Annotated in this window: 17 protein-coding genes and 2 pseudogenes; 18 read left to right on the forward strand and 1 reads right to left on the reverse strand. The window is 40.1% G+C overall.

The window, feature by feature from the left end; translation table 11 throughout:
• The first annotated feature begins 80 nt into the window (after positions 1-80).
• The 5 genes from uppS to QFX10_RS08700 all read left to right on the forward strand — a co-directional run bounded on the left by uppS (position 81) and on the right by QFX10_RS08700 (position 9,177).
• Positions 81-854, forward strand: a complete 774-nt coding sequence (gene uppS / locus QFX10_RS08680; RefSeq protein WP_280605839.1) for an undecaprenyl pyrophosphate synthase — start codon at positions 81-83, stop codon at positions 852-854.
• Positions 855-914: 60 nt separating this feature from the next.
• Positions 915-1,715: a phosphatidate cytidylyltransferase gene (locus QFX10_RS08685; protein ID WP_280605840.1), complete on the forward strand. Its 801-nt coding sequence runs from the start codon at positions 915-917 to the stop codon at positions 1,713-1,715.
• A 32-nt stretch (positions 1,716-1,747) separates the two neighbouring features.
• Complete coding sequence (gene rseP, locus QFX10_RS08690) at positions 1,748-3,028, forward strand: RIP metalloprotease RseP (protein WP_280605841.1); 1,281 nt, start codon at positions 1,748-1,750, stop codon at positions 3,026-3,028.
• A gap of 22 nt (positions 3,029-3,050) precedes the next feature.
• Positions 3,051-4,757 (forward strand): proline--tRNA ligase, encoded by a 1,707-nt coding sequence (locus QFX10_RS08695; RefSeq protein WP_280605842.1) that lies wholly within the window; start codon positions 3,051-3,053, stop codon positions 4,755-4,757.
• 76 nt (positions 4,758-4,833) lie between these two features.
• The gene (locus QFX10_RS08700; protein WP_280605843.1) at positions 4,834-9,177 is read left to right on the forward strand and encodes a PolC-type DNA polymerase III; all 4,344 of its coding nucleotides are present in this window, start codon (positions 4,834-4,836) and stop codon (positions 9,175-9,177) included.
• A 130-nt stretch (positions 9,178-9,307) separates the two neighbouring features.
• Here QFX10_RS08700 and QFX10_RS08705 read toward each other — a convergent pair.
• A pseudogene (locus tag QFX10_RS08705) lies at positions 9,308-10,723 on the reverse strand (IS1182 family transposase).
• A 245-nt stretch (positions 10,724-10,968) separates the two neighbouring features.
• Here QFX10_RS08705 and QFX10_RS08710 point away from each other — a divergent pair.
• The 13 genes and pseudogenes from QFX10_RS08710 to QFX10_RS08770 all read left to right on the forward strand — a co-directional run.
• Positions 10,969-11,226, forward strand: a pseudogene (locus tag QFX10_RS08710) (YjcQ family protein); the annotation flags it as partial.
• Between the two features lie 256 nt (positions 11,227-11,482).
• Positions 11,483-12,094, forward strand: a complete 612-nt coding sequence (locus QFX10_RS08715; protein WP_280605844.1) for an IS607 family transposase — start codon at positions 11,483-11,485, stop codon at positions 12,092-12,094.
• Between the two features lie 406 nt (positions 12,095-12,500).
• Positions 12,501-13,406, forward strand: a complete 906-nt coding sequence (locus tag QFX10_RS08720; RefSeq protein WP_280605845.1) for an RluA family pseudouridine synthase — start codon at positions 12,501-12,503, stop codon at positions 13,404-13,406.
• Between the two features lie 148 nt (positions 13,407-13,554).
• Complete coding sequence (pyrR, locus tag QFX10_RS08725; protein WP_280605846.1) at positions 13,555-14,097, forward strand: bifunctional pyr operon transcriptional regulator/uracil phosphoribosyltransferase PyrR; 543 nt, start codon at positions 13,555-13,557, stop codon at positions 14,095-14,097.
• A 149-nt stretch (positions 14,098-14,246) separates the two neighbouring features.
• Entirely contained in the window at positions 14,247-15,530 is a 1,284-nt protein-coding gene (locus tag QFX10_RS08730) for a solute carrier family 23 protein (RefSeq protein ID WP_280605847.1), read from the forward strand.
• 16 nt (positions 15,531-15,546) lie between these two features.
• The gene (locus QFX10_RS08735; RefSeq protein ID WP_280605848.1) at positions 15,547-16,479 is read left to right on the forward strand and encodes an aspartate carbamoyltransferase catalytic subunit; all 933 of its coding nucleotides are present in this window, start codon (positions 15,547-15,549) and stop codon (positions 16,477-16,479) included.
• Entirely contained in the window at positions 16,476-17,768 is a 1,293-nt protein-coding gene (gene pyrC, locus QFX10_RS08740) for a dihydroorotase (protein WP_280605849.1), read from the forward strand. The genes QFX10_RS08735 and pyrC overlap by 4 nt, the downstream gene beginning before the upstream one ends.
• Positions 17,765-18,850, forward strand: coding sequence for a carbamoyl phosphate synthase small subunit (locus tag QFX10_RS08745; RefSeq protein ID WP_280605850.1), 1,086 nt, complete (start codon positions 17,765-17,767; stop codon positions 18,848-18,850). The genes pyrC and QFX10_RS08745 overlap by 4 nt, the downstream gene beginning before the upstream one ends.
• Positions 18,843-22,025: a carbamoyl-phosphate synthase large subunit gene (carB, locus tag QFX10_RS08750; RefSeq protein ID WP_280605851.1), complete on the forward strand. Its 3,183-nt coding sequence runs from the start codon at positions 18,843-18,845 to the stop codon at positions 22,023-22,025. Before QFX10_RS08745 ends, carB begins: the two co-directional genes overlap by 8 nt.
• Positions 22,026-22,064: 39 nt before the next feature.
• The gene (locus QFX10_RS08755) at positions 22,065-23,003 is read left to right on the forward strand and encodes a dihydroorotate dehydrogenase (protein ID WP_280605852.1); all 939 of its coding nucleotides are present in this window, start codon (positions 22,065-22,067) and stop codon (positions 23,001-23,003) included.
• Entirely contained in the window at positions 22,993-23,709 is a 717-nt protein-coding gene (gene pyrF / locus QFX10_RS08760; RefSeq protein ID WP_280605853.1) for an orotidine-5'-phosphate decarboxylase, read from the forward strand. The genes QFX10_RS08755 and pyrF overlap by 11 nt, the downstream gene beginning before the upstream one ends.
• A gap of 15 nt (positions 23,710-23,724) precedes the next feature.
• The gene (gene pyrE / locus QFX10_RS08765; RefSeq protein WP_280605854.1) at positions 23,725-24,339 is read left to right on the forward strand and encodes an orotate phosphoribosyltransferase; all 615 of its coding nucleotides are present in this window, start codon (positions 23,725-23,727) and stop codon (positions 24,337-24,339) included.
• Between the two features lie 117 nt (positions 24,340-24,456).
• Positions 24,457-25,389, forward strand: coding sequence for an LCP family glycopolymer transferase (locus QFX10_RS08770; protein ID WP_280605855.1), 933 nt, complete (start codon positions 24,457-24,459; stop codon positions 25,387-25,389).
• Positions 25,390-25,517 lie beyond the last annotated feature (128 nt).

Consider the following 25,517-nt stretch of genomic DNA (forward strand, 5'->3'; position numbering starts at 1 on the left):
CGTCGAAACAGGCGCTTACTGGTCGACGAATAGTTGTCCCGTTATTCTATATCAATCGTGATTATTAAGTAGGTGTAAAGATGTTTTCTGATCTTTTTAAAACAAAGCGTCATAATGACCAAGATCATCTGGATAAAACAAAGATCCCAGCGCATATTGCGATCATTATGGATGGAAATGGACGTTGGGCCAAAAAAAGAGGCCTTCCACGCGTAGCCGGACATAAACAAGGGATGGAAACTGTCAAAGAGATCACTAAAGCCGCTAGTGACCTTGGCGTTAAGGTCTTGACACTATACGCTTTTTCAACTGAAAATTGGAAGCGTCCGACCGATGAAGTCGGATTTTTGATGGATCTTCCAGTCAAATTTTTTAATACGTTCGTACCTGAGTTGATCGAAAAAAATGTGCGTGTCAATGTGATGGGATATATCGATGCTTTACCAAAGGCAACTAAAAAAGCTGTTTTTGATGCGATCGAACAAACAAAAGATAATACTGGGATGGTCTTGAATTTTGCTTTGAATTACGGAAGTCGAGCCGAGATCACAAGTGCGATCAAAGAGATCGTTTGTGCAGTTCAAAAAGGCGAACTGACTGAAGCTCAGATCACCGAAGAGATCGTCTCTAAACAGCTGATGACAGCGCCGTTAGCTCCGTATGATGAGCCTGAACTTTTGATCCGGACAAGTGGTGAAGAACGGATCTCTAACTTTTTACTTTGGCAGATCGCATATAGTGAATTAGTCTTTACTGATGTCTTATGGCCTGATTTTTCAGAAAAAGACTTAAAAGAAAGTATCTTGTGCTTTCAACAGCGCGATCGACGCTTTGGTGGCTTGAAAAATAAATAATTATCAACTATTAGGAAAGGAACTTTAGTATAGAATAACTTACTAAAGTAGGAAAATAAGATGAAACAACGTGTTGTAACTGCGGTCGTGGCTTTACTAGTCTTTTTGCCACTCTTATATTTTGGAGGACTTCCTTTTGACATTTTAGTAGTCGCAATGGCACTTATTGCGATGGCAGAATTTTTGATCATGAAAAAGAAATTGTTAGTTTCTTTTGAAGCACTGCTTTCGTTTTTAGCGATCATAAGTGTGCTAGTTCCGGTTTTTTGGGCCGGTTTTTTGACTCAAGATACGTTAGGTGGAAGTTTTTATTTTGTGGCGCTGTTGATGCTTTTGTATACTGTGCTCTCCAAAAATCGTTTTTCGTTTGATGATGCAGGAGTTTTATTATTAGGCGCACTTTATGCAGGTCTAGGCTTTCGCTTTATGATCTTAGCACGCGCTGAAAGTCTTTGGATGATGCTTTATGCGCTTTTGATCGTTTGGGTCACTGACAGTGGTGCTTATTTGATCGGACGTAAATTAGGTAAAAATAAATTGGCTCCGCATATCAGCCCTAACAAAACGTGGGAAGGATCAGTTGGAGGCACATTGAGTGCGGTAGTTTTAGTAGGTATCTATCTTTTCTTTGTGCAAAATTATGTTCCCCAAGCTTTTGCGTACAATTATCAAACGATGCTACTACTGACAGCTCTCTTTTCGATCGGAGGTCAGTTGGGGGATCTGATCGAATCAGCTTTTAAACGTTACTATGGTGTTAAAGATTCAGGTAAGATCTTACCTGGACATGGTGGGATCTTAGATCGGTTTGATTCCTTGCTCTTTGTTTTACCTTTGATGCATTTTACTGGCTTGATCTAAGCGTTTATTTTGAGATAAGGGAGTGATCCTCTATGATAACGACAATCATTACGTTTATTATCGTTTTTGGACTGCTAGTTTTTGTTCATGAATTTGGACACTATTACTTTGCAAAAAGATCGGGGATCTTAGTCCGTGAATTTGCGATCGGAATGGGTCCAAAGATCTTTAGTTACCGTAAAAATGGGACAACTTATACGATCCGGATCTTACCTCTAGGTGGTTATGTCAGCATGGCAGGGCTTGAGGAAGACACAGAAGAATTGCAAAAAGGGATGCCCGTTAGTTTGATCTTAGATGCCAATGGAAGTGTAAGTAAGATCAATACAAGTCAAAAAGTAACTTTAGAGGCTGGGATCCCTGTTGAATTGCTCGATTGGGATCTAAGTACACCAGATGATCTTTGGATCGAAGGCTATGAAAATGGTGAAGAAGATCAAGTTAAACGCTTTAAAGTTGCTCATGATGCATTGCTTATTGGTAAAGATGGGTTAGCTTTGCAGATAGCTCCAGCTGACGTCAGATTTCAAGCTGCTTCTTTGCCTGCTAGAATGATGACAAATTTTGCTGGACCGATGAATAACTTTATTTTAGCGATCATTTTATTTGCGTTGATCGCTTTATTACAAGGTGGCGTCAAACAAGCAACAAACACGATCGGACAAGTCCAAGAAAATTCGATCGCTAAAAAAGCTGGCCTCAAAGCGGGTGATACGATCACCGCGATCAATGGCGAAAAAACGTCAACTTGGCAAGATGTTGCAACAAAGATCCAACCAGCAGCAAGTAAAGAGCTCAAATTGACAGTCAAACGAGCAGATCAGACTAAAACAGTTTCTGTTACACCTAAAACTAAAACTGTCAATGGACAAAAGGTCGGACAGATTGGTATAATTGCTAAGGAAAAAATCGATCGCTCTCCGTTAGCGATCGTAACCTATGGTTTTACGCAAACTTGGTTTGTTATAAAACAGATCGGAAACGCGCTCGTTTCAATGTTCCATGGTTTTAGCTTAAATGATCTAGGTGGACCAGTGGCGATGTTTTCTTTGACGTCACAAGCTTCTGAATCTGGGATCGTGAGTGTGATCACTTTGACGGCTTTGCTTTCTGTCAACTTAGGGATCTTGAATCTTTTACCGATCCCTGCTTTAGATGGTGGTAAGCTATTATTGAATATCATTGAAGCGATCCGGCGCAAACCGCTGGCGCCAGAAAAAGAAATGATCATCACGATGATCGGTTTTGCTTTCTTGATGATCTTGATGTTTTTAGTTACCTGGAACGATATTCAACGCTATTTCCTAAGATAATAATAAAAGGGGTTTATTTAGAATGAAACAATCTAAAATGTTGATTCCAACTTTAAAAGAAGTCCCAAGTGATGCTGAGGCTAAAAGTCATCAGTTGATGCTTCGGGCTGGTTATATCAAACAAGTTACCGCTGGGGTATACGCCTATTTACCTTTAGCTTATCGGGTCTTACAAAATATCGAAGCGATCATTCGCAAAGAAATGGATAAGATCGATGCAGTCGAGATGCTCGTACCAGGTGTTTTACCTGCTGAACTCTGGGAAGAATCAGGGCGTTATAAAACTTACGGGGCTAACTTATTTAAGTTAAAAGATCGACATGAACGCGACTTTATCTTAGGACCGACTCACGAAGAAACATTTACAAAGATCATTAAAGATGCGATCAAAACTTATAAAAAGTTACCATTGACAGTTTATCAGATCCAAATGAAGTATCGCGATGAAAGTCGACCACGTTTTGGGCTTTTGCGAGGACGTGAATTTTTGATGCTTGATGACTACTCTTTCCATACTGACATGGATAGCTTAGATAAAACTTACCGTGATATGGATAAAGCTTACCAACAGATCTTTGAACAAGTAGGGCTTGATTTTCGTGGGATCATTGCTGATTCTGGAGCGATGGGTGGTAAAGACTCTAAAGAATTTATGGCGATCGCTCCGATCGGTGAAGATACTGTCGTTTATTCTGATTCAAGTGATTACGCGGCTAATTTAGAAATGGCTAAAAATCTACGGATCAATAAAAAATCACATGAAAGTGTCAAAGAGTTAGAAAAAGTTGCTACGCCAAATGCCAAAACGATCGATGAAGTAGCTGCCTTTCTTGGAAGTGAACCAGAGCAAGCGATCAAAACTTTAGTCTTTATCGCCGATGAAGCACCAGTCGTTGTTTTGATGCGCGGTAATGATGAATTGAATGAAGTCAAATTAAAGAACTATCTAAACTGTGACTTTTTACGTCCAGCTGAAGATGCTGAAGCAGTCGAATACTTAGGTGCTGATTTTGGATCGCTAGGACCAGTCGGAGTTTCTAACGAGATCAAGATCGTGGCTGATCTTGATGTTGAAGGAATGGTCAATGCAAGTGTTGGTGCTAATGAAAATGGCTTCCACTATATCAATGTCAATATTGAGCGTGATTATCGTGTCGATGAGTTTGTCGATCTACGTTTAGTCAAAGAAGGTGACCTTTCTCCAGATGGTGAAGGAGTGCTCAAATTTACACGTGGGATCGAGATCGGGCATATTTTCAAGTTAGGGACTCGCTATTCTGAAAGTTTAGGTGCAACTGTACTTGATGAAAACGGGCGCGAAGTTCCGATCATCATGGGTAGTTATGGGATCGGGGTTTCACGTTTACTTTCGGCGATCGTCGAACAAAATAGTGATGACAACGGGATCATCTGGCCACGCTCGATCGCACCATTTGATATCCACGTTGTACCAGTCAATATGAAAAAAGAAGCGCAAGCTAAGCTTGGTGCTGAGATCACGACATTGCTCGAAGATGCAGGTTATAAAGTTCTTTTAGATGATCGTAAAGAACGTCCTGGAGTAAAATTTGCAGATGCTGATTTGATCGGTCTACCAGCACGGATCACAGTCGGTAAAAAAGCTGATGAAGGGATCGTTGAGATCAAATTACGTAAAACAGGCGAAACATTAGAAGTAAAAGTGGACGAGTTATTAAATTCGATCAACATTTTACTCAAAGAAAATTAAATCGATCGTAAAATAGCTAAAAGGACTGGCCTTTAATATCACCAGTCCTTTTAGTGTTCTAAAGAAAGGAAGACAAATGGAAGATAAACAAGCTTTATTTTTGCGTTTATTAGAACAGATCAAATGGCAACATTTGCCAGAAGAAGTAGAACTTTTTGAAAATGCAACAATCGAAGAAGTTAAAGTCCATGCTAGATCTGGACGCTGGGAATTTGTTTTAGGTCTAAAAGAGATCTTACCTTTTAGTACGTTTTTACGGTTCAACCATACTTTGGCGACAGCCTTTGGTCCGATCGCAACGACTGAGATGACGCTAGTTCCCGAAAAGAGAGTTTTGTCAGATAAAAATTTAGGTGATTATTGGGCTTATGTCGTCTCGACTTGTGGGGTCGATTCTCCATTCATAAAAGAAGTTTGCCAAGGTAAAGTACCTTATTTAGACGGTGAACGGGTGATGCTTTTAGCTGAAAATGAGATCATCAAAAAATTTTTGACTGAACAAGCTTTAGGACCGATCGAACAAACTTATCAAAAACTGGGATTTCCTAAATTTACCATCACAACTTTGGTCGATGAATCGCATTCTCAAGAAAAGATCGCAGAATTCAAAGAAAAAAAGGCGCTCTCAGATGCCCAACTAGCTCAACAAGCAGTTGAAGCGATCCAAAAACAAAATGAAAAACGTAAGCAAAAAAGTAAAGAAAATAAGGCAGTCACTGTCGATGGGCCCGTCCAGTTAGGCAAGAAGATCGCAGATGATACAGAGATCCGTCAACTTAAAACGATCGTTGAAGAAGAACGTTCGGTCGTGATCCAAGGATATGTCTTTGATAAAGAAGTTCGGGTCTTGAGATCAGAACGTAAATTACTGATCTTAAAAGTCACAGACTATACTTCTTCGATCGTGATCAAAAAGTTCTCACGCAATGAAGAAGATGAAGCGATGTTTGAGGCGCTAAATGTTGGTTCATGGGTCAAAGTTCGCGGAAGTGTCCAAGAAGATAATTATATGCGTGATCTAGCAATGAATGCCTATGATATCACAGAGATCGCCCATGAAAAACGAAAAGATACTGCCCCAGAAGATAAGAAAAGAGCAGAACTCCATGTTCATTCTAATATGAGTATGATGGATGCAACTAACAGTATCTCAGATTATGTCAAACAGGCTGCTTCTTGGGGGCAAAAAGCGATCGCGATCACTGATCACAGTACACTACAAGCTTTTCCAGAAGCACATAGTGCAGGAGTCAAAAATAATGTCAAGATCTTGTATGGTGTTGAAGCAAATGTCGTTGATGATAGTCAACCGATCGCTTATAACGAACAACATGTTGATCTAAAAGAAGCGACGTATGTTGTTTTTGATACCGAAACGACAGGGCTTTCTGCGCGCTATGATAAAGTGATCGAACTGGCTGCGGTCAAGATGCAAGGTGGAACGGTGATCGATCGGTTTGAGCAATTTATTGATCCAGGGCATCCGTTATCGCAAACGACGATCAAACTGACTTCGATCACAGATGATATGGTACGTGGTTCGAAATCTGAAAAAGAAGTTTTTGAGATGTTCCAAGAATTTTGTCGTGGTTGCATCATCGTAGGACATAATGCGACTTTTGATGTTGATTTTATGAATACAGGTTACGCTCGTCATGGACTATCTTTGATCAAAGAACCATGGCTAGATACATTACCGTTAGCACGGTTACTTTATCCTGAGATGCGTGGTTTCAGATTAAATACGTTAGCTAAAAAATTAAATGTCTCACTCGAACATCATCACCGCGCGATCTACGATGCTGAAGCAACAGGTTATATTTATTATGCAATGTTAAAAGATGCTAACGAGCAATATCAGATCAATTATCATGATGAATTCAATCAAAATATCAATGAAAGCGATGCGTATAAACACCAACATCCATTTCATGCTGTTTTATTGGCCAAAACGCAAGCAGGTTTGAAAAATCTCTTTAAGATCGCTTCTGAATCGATGGTCACTTATTTCCACCGGATCCCTCGAGTTCCTCGTTCGTTGTTAGATAAATATCGCGAAGGGATCATCGTGGGTTCTGGTTGTGCTGATGGTGAAGTTTTTACAGCAATGATGCAAAAAGGCTACGCTCAAGCTAGAGAAAAGGCTAAATATTATGATTACCTTGAAGTTCAACCAAAAGCTTTGTATGCACCTTTGCTTGAACAAGAGTTAGTCAAAAATGAAAGAAACTTAGAAGAGATCATCGAAAATATGGTTCAGTTAGCGGAAGAATTAGATCTTCCGCTAGCAGCAACAGGTGACGTGCATTTTATGAATAAAGAAGATGCGATCTATCGTAAGATCTTGATCCACTCTCAAGGTGGGGCCAACCCACTCAATAAATTGCAACATTTACCAGACGCACATTTTAGAACGACCGATGAGATGTTAGAAGAGTTCAGTTTTTTGGGAGAACAAAGAGCTGAAAAGATCGTCGTCACTGACCCTAATAAGATCGTTGCGCTGTGTGATGAAGTCACCCCAGTCAAAGATAAGCTCTATACGCCGAAAATGCCTGGAGCTGAAGATCAGATCCACGATCTGACTTATAACAAAGCGCATCAGTGGTATGGAGATGAATTACCGGAGATCGTGCAAGCGCGTGTCAAAAAAGAGTTAGATTCGGTCATTGGCAATGGTTTTTCGGTTATCTATTTGATCTCCCAAAAACTCGTAGCTAAATCAAATAAAGACGGATATTTAGTTGGTTCCCGGGGATCAGTTGGTTCTAGCTTAGTAGCGACTTTGACAGGGATCACAGAAGTCAATCCATTACCACCTCACTATCGCTGTCCTAATTGTAGGTGGTCGCATTTTTATGAAAAAGGCGAATACGGTTCAGGTTATGATCTACCAGATAAAGCTTGTCCAGAATGTGGTGCTGAGTTAGTTAAAGATGGGCAAGATATTCCTTTTGAAACATTCCTTGGTTTTAAAGGAAATAAAGTTCCAGATATCGATCTGAACTTTTCAGGGGATTATCAACCAGTGGCGCATAACTATACTAAAGTTTTATTTGGCGAAAATAATGTTTTTCGGGCAGGGACGATCGGAACTGTTGCTGATAAGACGGCTTATGGTTACGTCAAAGCATATGAACGTGATACAGAGCAGACGTTGCGGGGAGCTGAAGTTGATCGCTTAGCCAAAGGTGCGACTGGCGTCAAGCGCACCACAGGGCAACATCCAGCCGGGATCTTAGTTGTGCCTGATTATATGGACATCTATGATTTTACGCCGATCCAATATCCAGCTGATGATCTCAGTGCTGCTTGGAAAACGACGCACTTTGATTTCCACTCGATCCACGATAATATTTTAAAACTTGACTGTTTAGGACATGATGACCCGACGATGATCCGAATGCTCCAAGACCTCTCAGGGATCGAACCAAAGACGATCCCAACGGACGATCCAGGCGTGATGAAACTTTTCTCTGGAACTGAGATCTTAGGCGTTACTCCAGAAGCAATCCAGTCTAAGACGGGGACTCTTGGGATACCTGAATTTGGAACCCGCTTTGTGCGGGGGATGTTAGAAGAGACGCATCCTAAAACTTTTGCTGAATTAGTTAAGATCTCAGGCCTTTCGCATGGGACTGATGTCTGGTTGGGCAATGCAGAAGAATTGATCCAAAATGGAACAGTTACGATGCCTGAAGTTATCGGATGTCGTGACGATATCATGATGGACTTGATCCACATGGGCGTTGAATCGGATATGGCCTTTAAGATCATGGAACACGTGCGAAAAGGAAAAGGGATCCCAGATGAATGGCAAGCTGCAATGCGTGAAGCTAACGTGCCAGAGTGGTATATCGGTGCTTGTTTGAAGATCAAATATATGTTTCCAAAGGCTCACGCTTCAGCTTATGTTTTGATGGCTTTGCGGATCGCCTACTTTAAAGTTTACTATCCGTTAGTTTACTATGCGGCCTATTTTTCAGTACGGGCGGATGACTTTGACCTTGTTTCAATGGCTCACGGTAAAGAATCGGTCAAAGCAGCGATGAAAGAGATCAATGATAAAGGTAACGAGGCAACAGCTAAAGAGAAGAACTTGCTGACAGTATTAGAGTTAGCTAACGAAATGTTAGAGCGTGGTTTTGAGTTTAAGATGGTCGATCTTAATAAATCAGATGCTTCTGATTGGTTGATCGAAGATAAAACTTTGATCGCACCGTTTTCGGCGATCCCAGGTCTAGGTTTGAATGTTGCTAAACAGATCGTGGCGGCACGCGAAGAACAAGAATTCCTCTCCAAAGAAGATCTAGCTAAACGCGGAAAAGTGTCGGGAACGATCATCGACTTTATGACCGAAAACCATGTCTTAGATGACCTTCCTGATTCTAACCAGCTCAATTTGTTTGCTGACTTTTGATATATCAACGTTTTTGAAGGTTAGAACAATTTAATAAAAGAGATACCTGGTTTTCAAATGGGCAACAAATGGGCAAAAATAATTTAAAAGCGATACTGAAAAGAGTATCGCTTCAGAACGTAGACAAACTCTATTCAAATCGGATAGAGTTTGTTTTTTTATGTATTTTTATAACTATATACTTTGAAATATACGAATATAACAGGGTTTTTCCCCAGTATTTTTACCAATTTTTTTAGATTTAGGCACGCAAATATCAACCCAACTTTAGCTAGAATTTTATCAATTCCTACTTCTCGGGCGTATCTCAAGTTGTGATATTCTTTTGCCGAACCAAAATTTCTTTCGATCGTCTCCTTTCGCGCTTCATACTTTAATTTTGAGCCAGTTTGATGCCTGATATCCTCACATTTTTCCATACTATCTTGCCAAACATGACGAGCGATAACTCTTTGATGATTTTTACTTTGTGTACATTTGTGCAGTAAAGGACATTTTTCACAGATTGTAGGATCACTTTTATATTCACGATAACCACTTCGATTAGTTGTGGAGTACATTAAGATTTGATCGCCAGGACATAAATAACAATCATAATATTCATCATAAACAAAATCTTTGGGTCTAAGCGTACCAACTTTGCCCCTTGGGCGTTTATAAGGAAGAATGGGAATTATGCCTTGAGATAGTAAAAAGTGTGCGATCGTGGGTGTTTTATAGCCAGAATCAGCGATAATATATTGTGGGTCGTACTTCCGTACTTTTTCAAATATTTCAGGAAAAAGTTGCGTATCATGGATATTTCCCGCACCGACCACATAAGCTAAGAGCCACCCATTTTTATCACAGGCAGCTTGAACGTTATAGGCAAAAACCTGTTTGTGTTCACCCTTATGAAACCATCCACTATCAGGATCAGTTTTAGATATTTTTACTTGTCTAGTTTTTTTTTAGGTTTTTCTTCTTTTAAGGGTTTCTTTTGATGTTTAGCTCTATCTACATTTATTTCTTTTTCGAGATCTTCACTCATAAATTTTGACTTAGTTTCAATAACTTCAGTAGTATATTTACGGCTGTTAGCAGCAGCTTTCAAATGAGTTCCATCAATAAAGATATCAGTTGTGTCGATAAGATCATTTTCTAAACAGAGTTTCAAAATATGAGCAAAAATAGCTTCTATTACATGGCTTTCAGCAAATCTTCTTTTATAATTTTTACCGTAGGTAGAGAAATGAGGAACAGGATCATTTAAACCTAGTCCTAGAAACCATCGATAAGCGACATTAACTTGAATTTCTTTGATCGTTTGACGCATAGAACGAATACCAAATAGATTTTGGATCAAAGGAATCTTTATGAGTAGTACAGGGTCAAGACTAGGACGACCATTATTTTTACAATAGGAATCTTCGACAAGATCATAAATAAAAGAGAAATCAATAATTTGATCAATTTTACGGAGTAAATGATCTTTTGGGACCAAATCATCTAGAGAAGTACGAGCATATTCACAGCGTTTGAGATTGGGATCACTTTTGTGAAGCATAATGAGCACCTCCGTAACCGTTTTCTTTAATTATACAAAAAAAAGTCACCAGAGCACATACTCTGATGACTTAGTCTACATTCTGAAGCGATACTGAAAAGAGTATCGCTTTTTTGTGCTATAGAAATTTCTCAAATTGAGTGATCTTAGCTTAAGAGTCTCGATGTGTTTTTAAAGTAATCATCGTGGGGGGCTTTTTTAGTATGCGGAGGGATGAATATGAGATCTAATTCTTAAATGACTGTTACGAAACCGGTTTAGATGTTAGTATCGACAGTCTAAATGTAAATATGTTGGGCATTTCAGATCGGCAGTTCTATCAGACTATGAAAATGCGGTCTGACGATGGTTATGTCAACGATGTTAGGTTTAGGAACGCACTTGATCATTCGAGAAATAGGCACATTACCAGCCGAGACATCCAGTATCTGGAAGAAAATTCATTGATGCAAAAAGCTTACAAAGTAGCCAAAGAAGCTAGAGACTGGTTACCGCTGATATGATAAAACAAGATTTTAAAAAGGAGGGATCCACTTTGGATCAGAAGAACAAAGCGTACAAGAAACTTCACAAGAGCATGCGTCTGAACAACAAGAAAAGACATTTACTCGAGCTGAAGTTGAGCGTATCATTGTAGATCGTGTTAAGTGTAGTGAAGAGAAATTGCGCTCAAAGCGCTTTGAAAAAGGTAAGATAAACAAATAATTAGGTTAAATTGTTATTATCGCATTAAATGTAATCATATGATATAATAATGTCATGAAAGCAAATGAAGTGATGAAATTATTACAGATCAGTCGTTCTACTTTATTAAGGTGGCGAAAAGATGGTATTTTAAAAGCCACAAAGTTACCTTCTGGACAATATGATTGGGACGCTAATTCTGTATTTAAGATATTAAATAAAGGTGAAACTCGGGGTGTTTATCTTTATGCTAGAGTGTCTACACCTAAACAAAAACAAGACCTTGAAAACCAAATAGAAAACTTAAAAAGTTTTGCTATGAAGAATGGTTATCAAGTTAGCGGTCTGTATCAAGATATAGCTAGTGGCATTTCTTTTGAAAAAAGAAAGGAGTTTTTTGAATTACTTGATCTTGTAATTGAGGGTAAAGTATCAAAGATCATTATTACTTACAAAGATAGATTAAGTCGTGTTGGTTTTGACTTGTTCAAGCACTTATTTGCCAAGTATCACACTGAAATTATCGTGATGTCAGAATTGAGTGATAAAAAGACAGACCAACGAGAAATTTTTGAGGAGATCATTAGCTTGTTACACGCGTTCTCAATGAAAATGTATGCAAGTAGAAGAAAGAAACTCAAGGAAGCTTTAAAAGAGGAAGAAAGTGAAAAAGACCGTCAGAAGTAACAAGAAACGTTGCGCTATTATATTTACAATCAAGCTTTATATCCCTTTAGACAAGGCGTTTAAACAGTCATATAATTTTAGTATACTTTAATTTTTAGAAAATTAATAATTGGGACTTGCGTTATTTCAAAACAGTACTGTTTATGCGTCGCCTCCTAAAAAGCAACGCCTATTATCAAAACTAAGTGTCACACGTGAAAAATATTGGGTGTGGCACTTGCTTATTTTAGTAGGTCAGATTCTGTTATATTAGAAAGAGATCTTACTTGAAGATCCCCGATAAGTCAGTCAAATATCCAGTCATGTTCACACACCAAAGTCAAGATCGTTTCTGTATATAGGTTCTTTTAAGTGCTTTTGAATGGTATAATACTTATTTGAATAAAAAGATAGAGGATGATAATTTTTGAAGACAGCTGTGATCGAAACGCAAAGTGGTCGTTTAGATAAAGTCTTGACTAAAGTCTTTCCAGAGTATTCGCGTTCTCAGATCCAACAATTATTGGAAGCAGGCAATATTTTAGTAAATGGTGCACAGAAAAAAGGAAAGTATAAAGTCAAACAAGGTGATAAAGTTACTTTAGAAGAACCAGAATTGAAAACACTAGCTTTAGAGCCAGAAAAGATCCAACTTGATATCGTTTATGAAGATGAAGATGTGATCGTCGTCAATAAACCTCAAGGGATGGTCGTCCATCCCGCCCCAGGACACGAAGCACATACGTTAGTCAATGCTTTGTTGTATCATTGCCCCCTCTCAACGATCAATGGAACGTTGCGACCTGGGATCGTTCATCGGATCGATAAAGACACGTCTGGTTTATTGATGGTCGCTAAAAACGATCAAGCCCATCAAAGTTTAGCTAAGCAATTAAAAGAAAAAACAAATCTCCGTGAGTATTTAGCACTTGTGCATGGTCAGATCAAAGAAGATGAAGGAACGATCAATGCTCCTTTAGGTCGTAGTCCGAAAGACCGTAAAAAACAAGCAGTCATTGCCAATGGGCGGCCAGCCGTTACCCATTTTAAAGTTCTCAAGCGATATCAACATTATACTTTGATCAGTTGTCGGCTTGAAACAGGGCGGACACACCAGATCAGAGTCCATTTAAAATATATCGGTCATCCGCTTGCCGGAGATCCGCTCTATGGACCTAAAAAGACGCTTAAGGGACACGGCCAGTTTTTACATGCTGCTAAATTGGGCTTCACTCACCCGAGAACGGGAGAATTTTTAACTTTTGAAGCTAAATTACCAGAAATTTTTACAAAGCAACTAGAAGACCTTGACAAAAACGAACAAATACAGTAGATTATAAATAAATAAGGAAGTCCTTTAAGAGTAGTCCAGCGAGGCTAGCAAGGAACGGTCGTTGACACATGGAGTGTGTCTATTTAACGCTAGTCTTGAAGTATACCTTTAAGGCTAGCGTTTTTTCATATTTAAGGAGGTTTTTGCAGTGGCAAAAGAAGTGATTGACGCGATCACGATGAAACGAGCATTGACACGGATGACATATGAGATCATCGAAAAAAATAAAGGTGTTGACGGGATCGTCTTAGTGGGGATCAAAACGCGTGGGATCTATTTGGCACGTCGGATCGCTAACCGTTTGAAACAATTAGAAGACGTTGATATCCCAGTCGGAGAATTAGATATTTCGCTTTACCGTGATGACGTCCATCATGATCTTGAAACAGGACATGAACCAGTCGTTAAAGATACCCAGATCAGTTTTGACATCACTAACAAGCATGTGATCTTAGTTGATGATGTCTTATTTACAGGACGCACGATCCGAGCTGCATTGGATGCGTTGATGGATCAAGGACGTCCAAAGACGATCAACCTTGCGATCTTAGTTGATCGCGGGCATCGTGAATTACCGATCCGAGCTGATTTTGTTGGTAAAAATATCCCAACAGCTCTTAATGAAGAAGTTTCCGTCTATGTGGAAGAGATCGATGGCAAAGATGGGATCGAGTTAAAGACAATCAAATAAAATGACCATTTTAATTGACTCCAGAGAGGGCAAAAGAGGTTAAAAGACTTAAAAATGATACTTTAAGTCTACCTTTTTAGAGCCCGAAATCTAGGATTTCGGGCTTTTTTCTTAGAAAGACTAAGAAAATTTGATAAAGGAAGAAAAAGATGAAGACAAAAAATGAAGTTTTTAGAAATGAAGATGCATTATTAGATATCAACGATAAACCGAGCTTCCCACATTGGCTCGTTTTATCGATCCAACATCTCTTTACGATGTTTGGCGCAACAGTTTTAGTGCCATTATTGATCGGTTTAGATCCAAGTATCGCCTTATTTTGTTCTGGGATCGGGACTTTAGTCTATCTATTTTGTACTAAAGCTAAGATCCCAGCTTATTTAGGATCAAGTTTTGCTTTTATCATGACGATGCAAGTGTTGATGAAAAACTATGGTTATCCCGCTGTTGGCCAAGGTGCGATCGCGGCTGGTCTTGTTTATGTGATCGTCTCACTGATCGTTGGCAAATTTGGGTCCGCTTGGGTTGATCAACTTTTACCGCCGGTTGTCGTTGGACCGATCGTTATCGTGATCGGCTTATCACTAGCAACCACTGCAGCTAATGATGCGATGCTGAATAATTCGACTTATGATCTAAAATACTTCAGTGTGGCACTGCTTACCTTATTGTTGACGATCATTTTTAACATCTATTTGAAAGGTTTTCCAAGTATGATCCCAGTTTTATTAGGGATCATCTCCGGCTATATCATTGCTGTTTTGCTTGGGATCGTTGATTTTTCTGGCGTTGCCAAAGCTAAGTGGTTTAGCTTACCAGCTTTTGATGTGATGTTTATCAATTATGATTTTAAATGGTATCCAGCTGCGATCTTAGGAATGGCGCCGATCGCCTTTGTTACGATGACTGAGCATATGGGTCATATCATGGTCTTAAATAAGTTGACTAAGCGTAATTTCTTTAAAGATCCAGGTTTGAATCGCACCCTTTTAGGTGATGGACTCTCAAGTATTATCGCTGGTTTTGCAGGTGGACCGCCAACAACTTCCTACGGTGAAAACATCGGAGTCTTAGCGATGTCTAAAGTTCATTCAGTTTGGGTCATTTCAGGGGCTGCTTTCTTTGCTTTTCTCTTCAGTTTTTGTGGCAAGATCTCAGCTTTGATCCAATCGATCCCAAGTCCAGTTATCGGTGGGATCTCATTTCTACTCTTTGGCATGATCGCGTCAAACGGTCTTCAGATCTTAGTCGATAATAAAGTCAACTATGGTTTAAAACGTAATTTAGTGATCACATCAGTCATCTTAGTTGTTGGAGTTGGTGGAACTTACTTGCAACTCGGAAATTTCCAATTGACAAGTATCGCTTTAGCAACGCTTTTTGGGATCGGATTAAATTTAGTATTACCAAAATATGCTTTTAGCGAACGTTAAAGAAAGGAAATGAGCTATGAAACACTTTGTATCGGTCGATAATTTAGATGAAACAAAAGTTTTGGAACTTATCAAACGCGCCCAATATTTTAAAAATGGAGGGCAGATCAACTTAACCCGCGCTGTTTATTGTGTCAATATGTTTTTTGAAGATTCGACGCGGACGCATACGAGTTTTGAGATGGCTGAGCGTAAATTAGGTCTAAATGTGTTGAGTTTTGATCCAAAGCAAAGTTCAGTCAATAAAGGTGAGACCTTATATGATACGCTACTGACGATGGATGCGCTTGGGGTCGATCTTGCTGTGATCCGTCATTCTGAAAATGAGTATTACCAAGAACTCATCACTCCTTCAGCCGATAAAACACTAGATATCGGGATCTTAAATGGTGGTGATGGTAGTGGCCAGCACCCTTCGCAATGTTTATTAGATCTTTTAACGATCTATGAAGAATTTGGGGAATTTGCAGGTCTAAAGATCGCGATCGTTGGCGATATCACTAATTCAAGGGTCGCTAAGAGCAATATGGAATTACTGCATAGACTAGGGGCAAAGCTCTTCTTTTCTGGTCCCGAGTATTGGTATAGTGAGGCGTTTGAACGATATGGAGAATATCGGCCTTTAGATGAACTGGTCGCAGAAATCGATGTCTTAATGCTTTTACGCGTTCAGCATGAAAGGCATCAAGGTGATCAAAATGAACTGGTCTTTTCACCCCAAAAATATCATCAAGAATTTGGTTTAACAAAAGAGCGTTATCAAAAATTAAAAGCAGATGCGATCATCATGCATCCAGGACCGATCAATCGCGACGTCGAATTTGCAAGCGAGTTAGTCGAAAGTAAAAAATCGCGTTTCAAAGCTCAGATGCAAAATGGTGTCTTTATGCGAATGGCGATGTTAGAACAAGTGCTCAAAGGCCGTGGCCTCGGAGGGGAAAATAAATGAAAACTTTACTAAAAAATGGCGTTGTTTATCAAGCTGGAAAGATGCTACCAAACGATCTATTGATCGCAGATGGAGTGATCAAAGCTTTAGGGACTGATCTAAGTGAACTGGTGACTTCTGAGACAAACGTCATCGAATTAAACGGGCGTCTAGTTGCACCTGGGCTTGTTGATGTTCATGTGCACTACCGTGAACCGGGTTTTACGCATAAAGAAACGATCAAAACAGGAAGTAAAGCGGCAGCCCATGGAGGCTATACGACTGTGTGTGCGATGCCAAATCTAGACCCAGTCCCAGATACACCCGAAAGAGTCAAAAAACAAGTGGAACTAAACGAAACAGACGGTGTCATTAAGATCAAACAATATGGTGCGATCACTAAAGGACTAAAGAGTGATGAATTGCTTGATTACGCGGGGATGAAAGCTGCAGGAGCTTTTGCGTTTAGTAATGATGGTTGTGGAGTCCAAACGGCTGGAACGATGTATCAAGCGATGTTAGCTGCTAAAAAATTAGGAATGCCTTTAGTCGCTCACGTTGAAGATAACTCACTTCTTTTTGGTGGTGTGATGCATGCTGGGCAAAAAGCAAAAGAATTAGGATTACCTGGGATCTTAGGTGTCAGCGAATCATCTCAGATCGCTCGTGATCTATTACTTGCTAAAGAAACTGGTGTCCATTACCACGTGTGCCATGTTTCAACTAAAGAAAGTGTTGAATTGATCCGCTTAGCTAAAGCTCATGGGATCAATGTGACGTGTGAAGTTTCACCACATCATTTGTTACTAGATGAAGAAGATATTCCAGCGAATGATGGTTTTTACAAAATGAATCCACCGTTACGCACTAAAGGAGATCATGCTGCTTTGATCGCAGGTCTTTTAGACGGGACGATCGACATGATCGCAACTGATCATGCACCACATAGTATTGATGAAAAGACAGGTGATATGCGAACGTCTGCTTTTGGGATCACAGGCAGTGAAACAGCTTTTGCTCTTCTATACACGCATTTAGTTAAAGAACAAAAATTGTTATCTTTAGGAAAATTGATCGATCTGATGTCCAAAGCTCCAGCTGAAAAATTTGGGTTTGATGCGGGACAGATCTACGCTGGTGCTCAAGCAGACCTTGCGATCTTTGAGCTTGAAACTGAATATGAATTAAAAGAAGCAGATTATTTATCACGAGGAATAAATACACCATTTACAGGTCAAAAAGTTTTTGGCCAAACGTACTTGACTTTAGTGGATGGGAGACCAGTTTACCAAAAGGAGGGCGAAAAATGAAGCGTTATTTAGTTTTAGAAGATGGGACTATCTTTAAGGGCGATGCTTTTGGAGCAGAGCGTCAAACAACTGGTGAAGTCGTGTTTACAACAGGAATGACTGGATATCAAGAAGCAGTGACAGATCAATCATTTGCAGATCAGATCTTAGTCTTTACCAATCCTTTGATCGGTAACTATGGTGTCAATCTAGATGATTACGAATCGATCACCCCTAATTGTTATGGCGTCGTCTGTCGTGAAGTCGCTCGTGTAGCAGACAGTTGGCGTAAGCAAGATACGTTCGATAATTTTTTAAAACAAATGAATATTCCAGGGATCTGTCATATCGATACTCGAGCTTTGACGAAAAAATTACGAGAGCATGGGACGATGAAGGGGTGTTTAGTTGATTCGATCCATGATATGGAACATACGCTAGATCAATTACATGCGACTGTTTTAAATGATCGGGTCGTTGAACAAGTCTCGACGACAAAACCTTATCCTAATCCAGGCGAGAAACGCAATGTCGTTTTAGTTGATTATGGCTTAAAACACAGTATTTTACGCGAACTTTCCAAACGCGATTGTAATACGATCGTCTTACCCGCTAGTGCAACGGCCGAAGATATTTTGCGCTTAAAACCAGATGGAGTGATGCTTTCTAACGGACCTGGTGATCCAAAAGACGTTTTACATGCAGTTGAAATGGTCAAAGAGATCCAAAAGCAACTGCCACTTTTTGGGATCTGCCTAGGCCATCAGATCTTTGCTTTAGCAAATGGAGCGGATACGTATAAGATGAAATTTGGACATCGTGGTTTCAACCATCCAGTAAAAGAGATCGCAACGGGGCGGATCAATTTTACCTCTCAAAATCATGGTTATGCTGTTGACCCAGCAACTGTCGATAAAGCTGAACTGATCATCACTCATAAAGAGATCAATGATGGAACGGTCGAAGGTCTGCGCCATAAACGGTACAAAGCCTTTAGCGTCCAATTTCACCCAGATGCTGCTCCAGGCCCACATGACGCCGTCGATATTTTTGACGATTTCATGCATATGATCGATCAACGAAAGGAAGAGGAAAATGCCTAAAAGAACAGATATCAAAAAGATCATGGTCCTTGGTTCAGGACCGATCATTATCGGACAAGCAGCTGAATTTGATTATTCTGGGACACAAGCCTGCATGGCTTTAAGGGAAGAAGGTTATGAAGTCGTCTTAGTCAATTCTAACCCGGCGACGATCATGACCGATACTGATATTGCTGACCGTGTTTATATCGAGCCTTTGACGGTCGAAGCTGTTTCGCGGATCATGCGCCAAGAATATCCAGATGCACTTTTGCCAACACTTGGTGGGCAGATCGGCTTGAACTTGGCGATCGCCTTACATCAAAGCGGGATCCTAGATGAACTAGGGGTCGAACTACTTGGGACAAAACTTTCTGCGATCGATCAAGCTGAAGACCGAGAAAAATTTAAAGAATTGATGTTGAGTTTAAATGAACCGATCCCAGCTTCTAAAACAGTCAATACGGTCGAAGAAGCTTTGTCATTTGCTAACGAGATCGGTTATCCTGTGATCGTACGTCCAGCCTTTACGATGGGGGGAACAGGTGGTGGTCTATGTGATACACCAGAACAACTAACTGAGATCGCCGCTAATGGTCTGGAACTTTCACCAGCAACACAATGTTTGATCGAAAAATCGATCACAGGCTATAAAGAGATCGAATTTGAAGTGATGCGTGATTCGGCCAATAATGCAATGGTCGTATGTTCGATGGAAAACTTTGATCCAGTCGGGATCCATACGGGTGATTCGATCGTTATCGCGCCGACACAAACTTTAAGTGATCGTGAGTATCAAATGTTACGGGATTGCTCTTTGAAATTGATCCGCGCTTTGAAGATCGAGGGGGGATGTAACGTTCAATTGGCCCTCGATCCAAAGAGCTATCACTATAATGTGATCGAAGTCAATCCGCGAGTTTCACGTTCCTCAGCGCTAGCTTCTAAAGCAACAGGTTATCCGATCGCTAAAATGGCTGCTAAGATCGCAGTCGGTTTGACCTTAGATGAGATCAAAAATCCTGTTACCCAAACGACATATGCTGAATTTGAACCTGCGCTAGACTATGTTGTTGCTAAGATCCCACGGTGGCCTTTTGATAAGTTTGCCCAAGCTGATCGCAAGTTAGGGACGCAAATGAAAGCAACTGGTGAGGTGATGGCGATCGGTCGAAATTTAGAAGAAGCTTTACAAAAAGCGATCCGTTCGCTTGAGATCGATGAAAAAGATCTTTTAGTACCAAAGATAAGTCAAGTTGTAGATGAAGAGTTAGAAGAAAAACTAGTTCATGCTCAAGATGATCGCTTATTTTATTTAGCAGAAGCCTTCCGACGGGGCTACACTTTGAATGAAGTTCATGAATTTACAAAGATCAATCTATATTATTTAGATGTCGTCAAACATCTTGTTGAACTTGAAACTAAGCTCAAAGAGACGCCAAATGATATTGAAGTCTTACGAGAAGCTAAGTACTATGGTTTTAGTGATCAAACGATCGCTAAATTGTGGCAAACAAAAGAAGAGACAGTTCGAGCACTTAGAAAAAAAGAAAAGATCGTACCTGTCTATAAGATGGTCGATACTTGTGCAGCGGAATTTGAATCGCACACACCATATTTTTATAGTTCGTATGATCAAGAAAATGAAAGCAAGCGTTCAGCTAAAGAATCTGTTTTAGTGATCGGTTCAGGCCCGATCCGGATCGGTCAAGGTGTCGAGTTTGATTATGCTACAGTTCATAGCGTCAAAGCGATCCAAGCGCTAGGCTACGAGGCGATCGTGATGAATTCCAATCCTGAGACGGTTTCGACAGATTTTTCAGTTTCAGATAAGTTATACTTTGAACCACTAGAACTTGAAGATGTCTTAAATGTGATCGAATTAGAACGACCTAAAGGTGTGATCGTCCAATTTGGGGGACAAACTGCGATCAATTTAGCCGAAGGTCTAGCTCAAAATGGCGTCAATGTTTTAGGGACAAGCGTTGAAGATCTTGATCGGGCCGAAGATCGTGAACTCTTTGATCAAGTTATCAAAGAGCTTGGTCTAAAACAACCAAGTGGCAAGACAGCTACGACTGAAGCTGAAGTTGTAGCTTCAGCACATGAATTAGGCTACCCTGTCTTAGTGCGACCAAGTTATGTTTTAGGTGGACGGGCGATGGAGATTGTGAATAATGATGAAGAGTTACACGAATACTTAGCTGAGAACGCCCATTTCGCTAAAGAACATCCGATCTTAGTCGATGCTTATCTTGAAGGGTATGAATGTGAAGTTGATGCGATCTGTGATGGCAAAGATGTTTTGATCCCAGGGATCATGGAGCATATCGAACAAGCTGGGGTCCATTCAGGTGATTCGATGGCGGTTTATCCACCACAAAACTTTGATCTTTCTGTGAAAAAGCAGATCGAAGAAGCAACGAAGAAACTTGCAGTCGCGTTGAAGTGTATCGGGATCATGAATATCCAATTTATCGTCCATCAAGGTGAAGTTTATGTTTTAGAAGTGAACCCACGGGCAAGTCGCACAGTGCCATTTTTAAGTAAGATCACGGGGATCAAGATGACACAGGTAGCAACACAAGTTATTTTAGGAAAAAGCTTAAAAGAGTTAGGCTATACTTCAGGGATCTACCCAGAAAGTCAACTTGTCCATATCAAAGCCCCAGTCTTTTCTTTCAATAAGTTGACTGATGTTGATAGTTTACTTGGACCAGAGATGAAATCGACTGGCGAAGTCATGGGAACTGATCAAACTTTTGAAAAAGCCCTTTATAAAGCTTTTATCGGCGCTAATATGAAACTTCCGGCAAATGGGAACGTTTTATTTACCGTCAAAGATAAAGATAAGGAGAAAGCCTTAGCTTTAGCTAAACGCTTTGCCCGGATCGGTTATCGGATCTTTGCTACTAAAGGAACCGCCCAATTTTTAAATAATGCAGGGCTTCATGTAGTTGAAGTAGCGAAAGTTGCTGAAACGGCTGCTACCAATAATATTTTGCATGCCTTACAAAATAATGAAGTCGATATCGTGATCAACACGTTAGATCATGACCAAGAAAAACTTTCTGATGGTTTTGTGATCCGACAAACAGCCATCGAGCATAATATTGCTTTGCTCACATCATTTGATACTGTTGATGCATTGTTAAAAGCATTAGAAAACCGCTCTTACTCGACAGATGCACTTTAAATTTTACTTGAACGCAGATTTATATAGGAGGATCAATCAATGTCAAGATTAGCTGTTAATTTACCAGGTCTAAAGCTTAAAAACCCGATCATGCCTGCCAGTGGAACATTTGGCTTTGGCGATGTTTCTTCGGCTAATAAATTTGATCTTGAACGTTTAGGAGCACTTGTTGTCAAGACAACGACTAGAGAAGCACGTGACGGGAATCCCAATCCTAAGATCGCGATCTTAGATAATGGCGTGATCAATGCTGTTGGTTTACAAAATCCAGGAGTTGAAGCAGTTGTAGCTGAAAAGCTTCCTGCTTTGAAAAAGCGAGCTTCTAATTTACCGATCATTGGAAGTGTCGGTGGCTCAACTGTCGAAGAATACGTATATGTTGCTAAAAAGCTTTCAGATTCAGGGCTAGTGGCTGCTTTAGAATTAAATATCTCTTGTCCAAATGTTCATGAAGGTGGAATGGCTTTTGGAACTGATCCTAAAACAGCAGCCTTACTGACAGAAAAAGTCAAAGAAGTCTCAGATGTTCCAGTCTACGTTAAACTCTCGCCTAATGTAACTGACGTCGTTTCGATCGCTAAAGCAGTTGAAGCTGCTGGAGCTGATGGTTTGACGTTGATCAATACCTTGATGGGGATGAGCTTAGATCTAAAAACGCGTCGTTCTGTTTTAGGAAATTTGACTGGAGGATTTTCCGGTCATTCGATCAAGCCGATCGCGATCAGAATGATCTACCAAGTTTCACACGCAGTTGAGATCCCGATCATCGGTGTTGGTGGGATCAAATCCGCAAAAGATGTGATCGAGATGTATTTAGCAGGTGCGACTGCAGTTCAAGTCGGAACGGCCCATTTTTACGATCCTTTGATCTGCCCACATCTGATCGAGCAATTACCAGCGTTAATGGATGAACTTGAGATCGAAAGTCTCTCTAGCTTGATCAAAGAAGTACGGGAGGCACGAAAAAATGAAAATTAAACGTCCGATCATTGCGCTTGATTTTAATGACCGTCAAGTGATCGATAGCTTTTTAGACAAATTTCCTAAAGATGAAGCTTTATTTGTCAAGATCGGGATGGAATCGTATTACAGCAATGGACAAGATCTGATCCGAGCTGTCAAAGCGCGAGGTCATGATGTTTTTCTAGACTTAAAGTGTCATGATATCCCGCACACTGTTGAAAGAGCACTCTTTGTTTTAGGCTCTTTAGGTGTTGATCTGACGACGATCCATGCTAGTGGTGGAAGCCAGATGATGCAAGCCGCCAAAAATGGCTTACTTGAAGGGGCCGCCAAAAGTGGTCAAAAAGCTCCTAAGTTATTGGCGATCACACAATTGACTTCAAGTGACGAACGAGTAGTCAAAGATGAACAGCTCTGCCGTGTCTCGTTAGAAGAAAGTGTCAAACACTATGCTAAATTAGCGGCTAAGGCAGGTTGTGATGGTGTTGTTTGTTCTGGCTTCGAAGCCCAAATGATCAAAGAGGTAACTACAGCAGACTTTTTACGGGTCACGCCGGGGATCCGTGGAAAAGAGGATAGTGTCGACGATCAAAAACGCGTTATGACACCTCAAGCAGCCGCTAAAAATGGGGCAAGTGCGATCGTAGTCGGTCGCTCGATCACACAAGCTAAAGATCCTTATCGTGCTTACCAACAGATCAAAGCACTTTGGAATGAATAGAAAGGAATTTTAACTATGAAAGAAATCGCAAAAGACCTCTTAGAGATCAATGCTGTCAAATTATCACCTAAAGAACCTTTTACTTGGGCTAGTGGACTTAAAAGTCCGATCTATTGTGATAATCGTTTGACGATCAGTTATCCTAAGATCAGAAGAGCGATCGCTAAAGGACTCGCACAGTTGATCAAAGAAAATTTTCCGACGGTTGAAGTTATTGCTGGAACTGCAACTGCAGGGATCCCACATGCTGCTTTTATCGCAGAAGAATTGAATTTGCCGTTAGTTTATGTTCGCTCAAAACCAAAAGATCACGGCCAAGGTCGCCAGATCGAAGGTGTTTTGAAAAAAGGAGCGAAAACAGTCGTGATCGATGATCTTTTATCAACTGGAGGTAGCGTCTTAAAAGCTGTCAAAGCTGCTGAAAATGAAGATGCTGACGTTTTAGGGGTCGCAGCGATCTTTAGTTATCAACTCAAAGCTTTAGAAGAAAACTTTAATAAAGCTCGCTTACCATTCATCACATTGACAAATTATACTGAGTTGTTAAGTGCCGCTCTTGAAACAGGACATATTTCAGCTGCTGAGGAAGAAATTTTGCAAAAATGGCGTTTAGATCCAGCCGCATGGTGATTTAGGAAAAGACCAATTAAAGTGGTCTTTTTCATTTTTATTTACAAAATTTGCAACAAAGGGCAAAGCTTTGTATAATAAATGGGGTTTTATTCATTAATAAGGTGGTTAGACGATATGGCAAATGAAAACAAAAAAAAGAGTAGGAAAAAACATTCGTGGTGGAAATGGGTCTTAGGTATAGTCGTAGCATTTTTAGTGATCGATGTAGCGATCGCAGCTAAACTTTACTATGATGCCAAGAAGTCGGTATCTACTACATATAAGACAGTTAAATATAACGATAAGCGACAAGGAAAAGTCAATGTGACCAAAGGAGAACCCTTCTCAGTCCTTTTACTTGGAAGCGATACGGGCGAATATGGTCGCTCTTATCAGGGACGCTCAGATACGATCATGGTTGCAGCAGTGACTACAAAAGGAACTAAGTTAGTTAGCATCCCGCGTGACACGTTAGTGACGATCGCAGGGCATCCAGGTAACAACAAGATAAATGCAGCTTATTCTTATGATGGAGTCGCCGGTGCTTTGAACACATTACAAAACTATTTAGGAATCCCGATCGATCACTATATCGAGATCAACATGAAAGGTCTTGAACAATTATCTGAAGCGATCGGTCCTGTCAAAGTTCAAAACGACCTTGATTTTACTAATTTAGGGACTCATTTTCCTAAAGGTGAGGTAACGATCGACTCTAAAAATATTTTGGCATATACACGTATGCGTTATGAAGATCCTCGAGGAGATTACGGACGTCAATTGCGTCAAAGGTTAGTGTTGGAAGCTTTAGTTGAGAAGGCAGCTTCGATCAATAGCTTAGCTAATTATCAGAATATCTTGAATGCGATCTCGACTAATATGAAGACGGATCTGACTTTTGATGATCTAAAAGATATTATGACCAAATATTCAGGGGCTAAAAATATCGAGCAACTACAATTAAAGGGTGAGGGTCAAATGATCGATGGGGTCTCTTATGAAGTTGTTCCTCAAGAAAATCTAACTAAGATCCGCGATACTCTTAAACAAACGTTGGAAATCAATTAGTAAAAAATACAGTTGATCTTAATTTGACAAGCAGTTATTTTTTCAACCGTCTGTGTTGAAAAAACGAAAGATTGAAAGTATAATGTAACTAAGCATAAGCGGGATATTATTTTGTATGCTGTTTTGTG

The organism is Ligilactobacillus faecis (assembly GCF_029889745.1).
Classification (GTDB): Bacteria; Bacillota; Bacilli; order Lactobacillales; family Lactobacillaceae; genus Ligilactobacillus; species Ligilactobacillus faecis.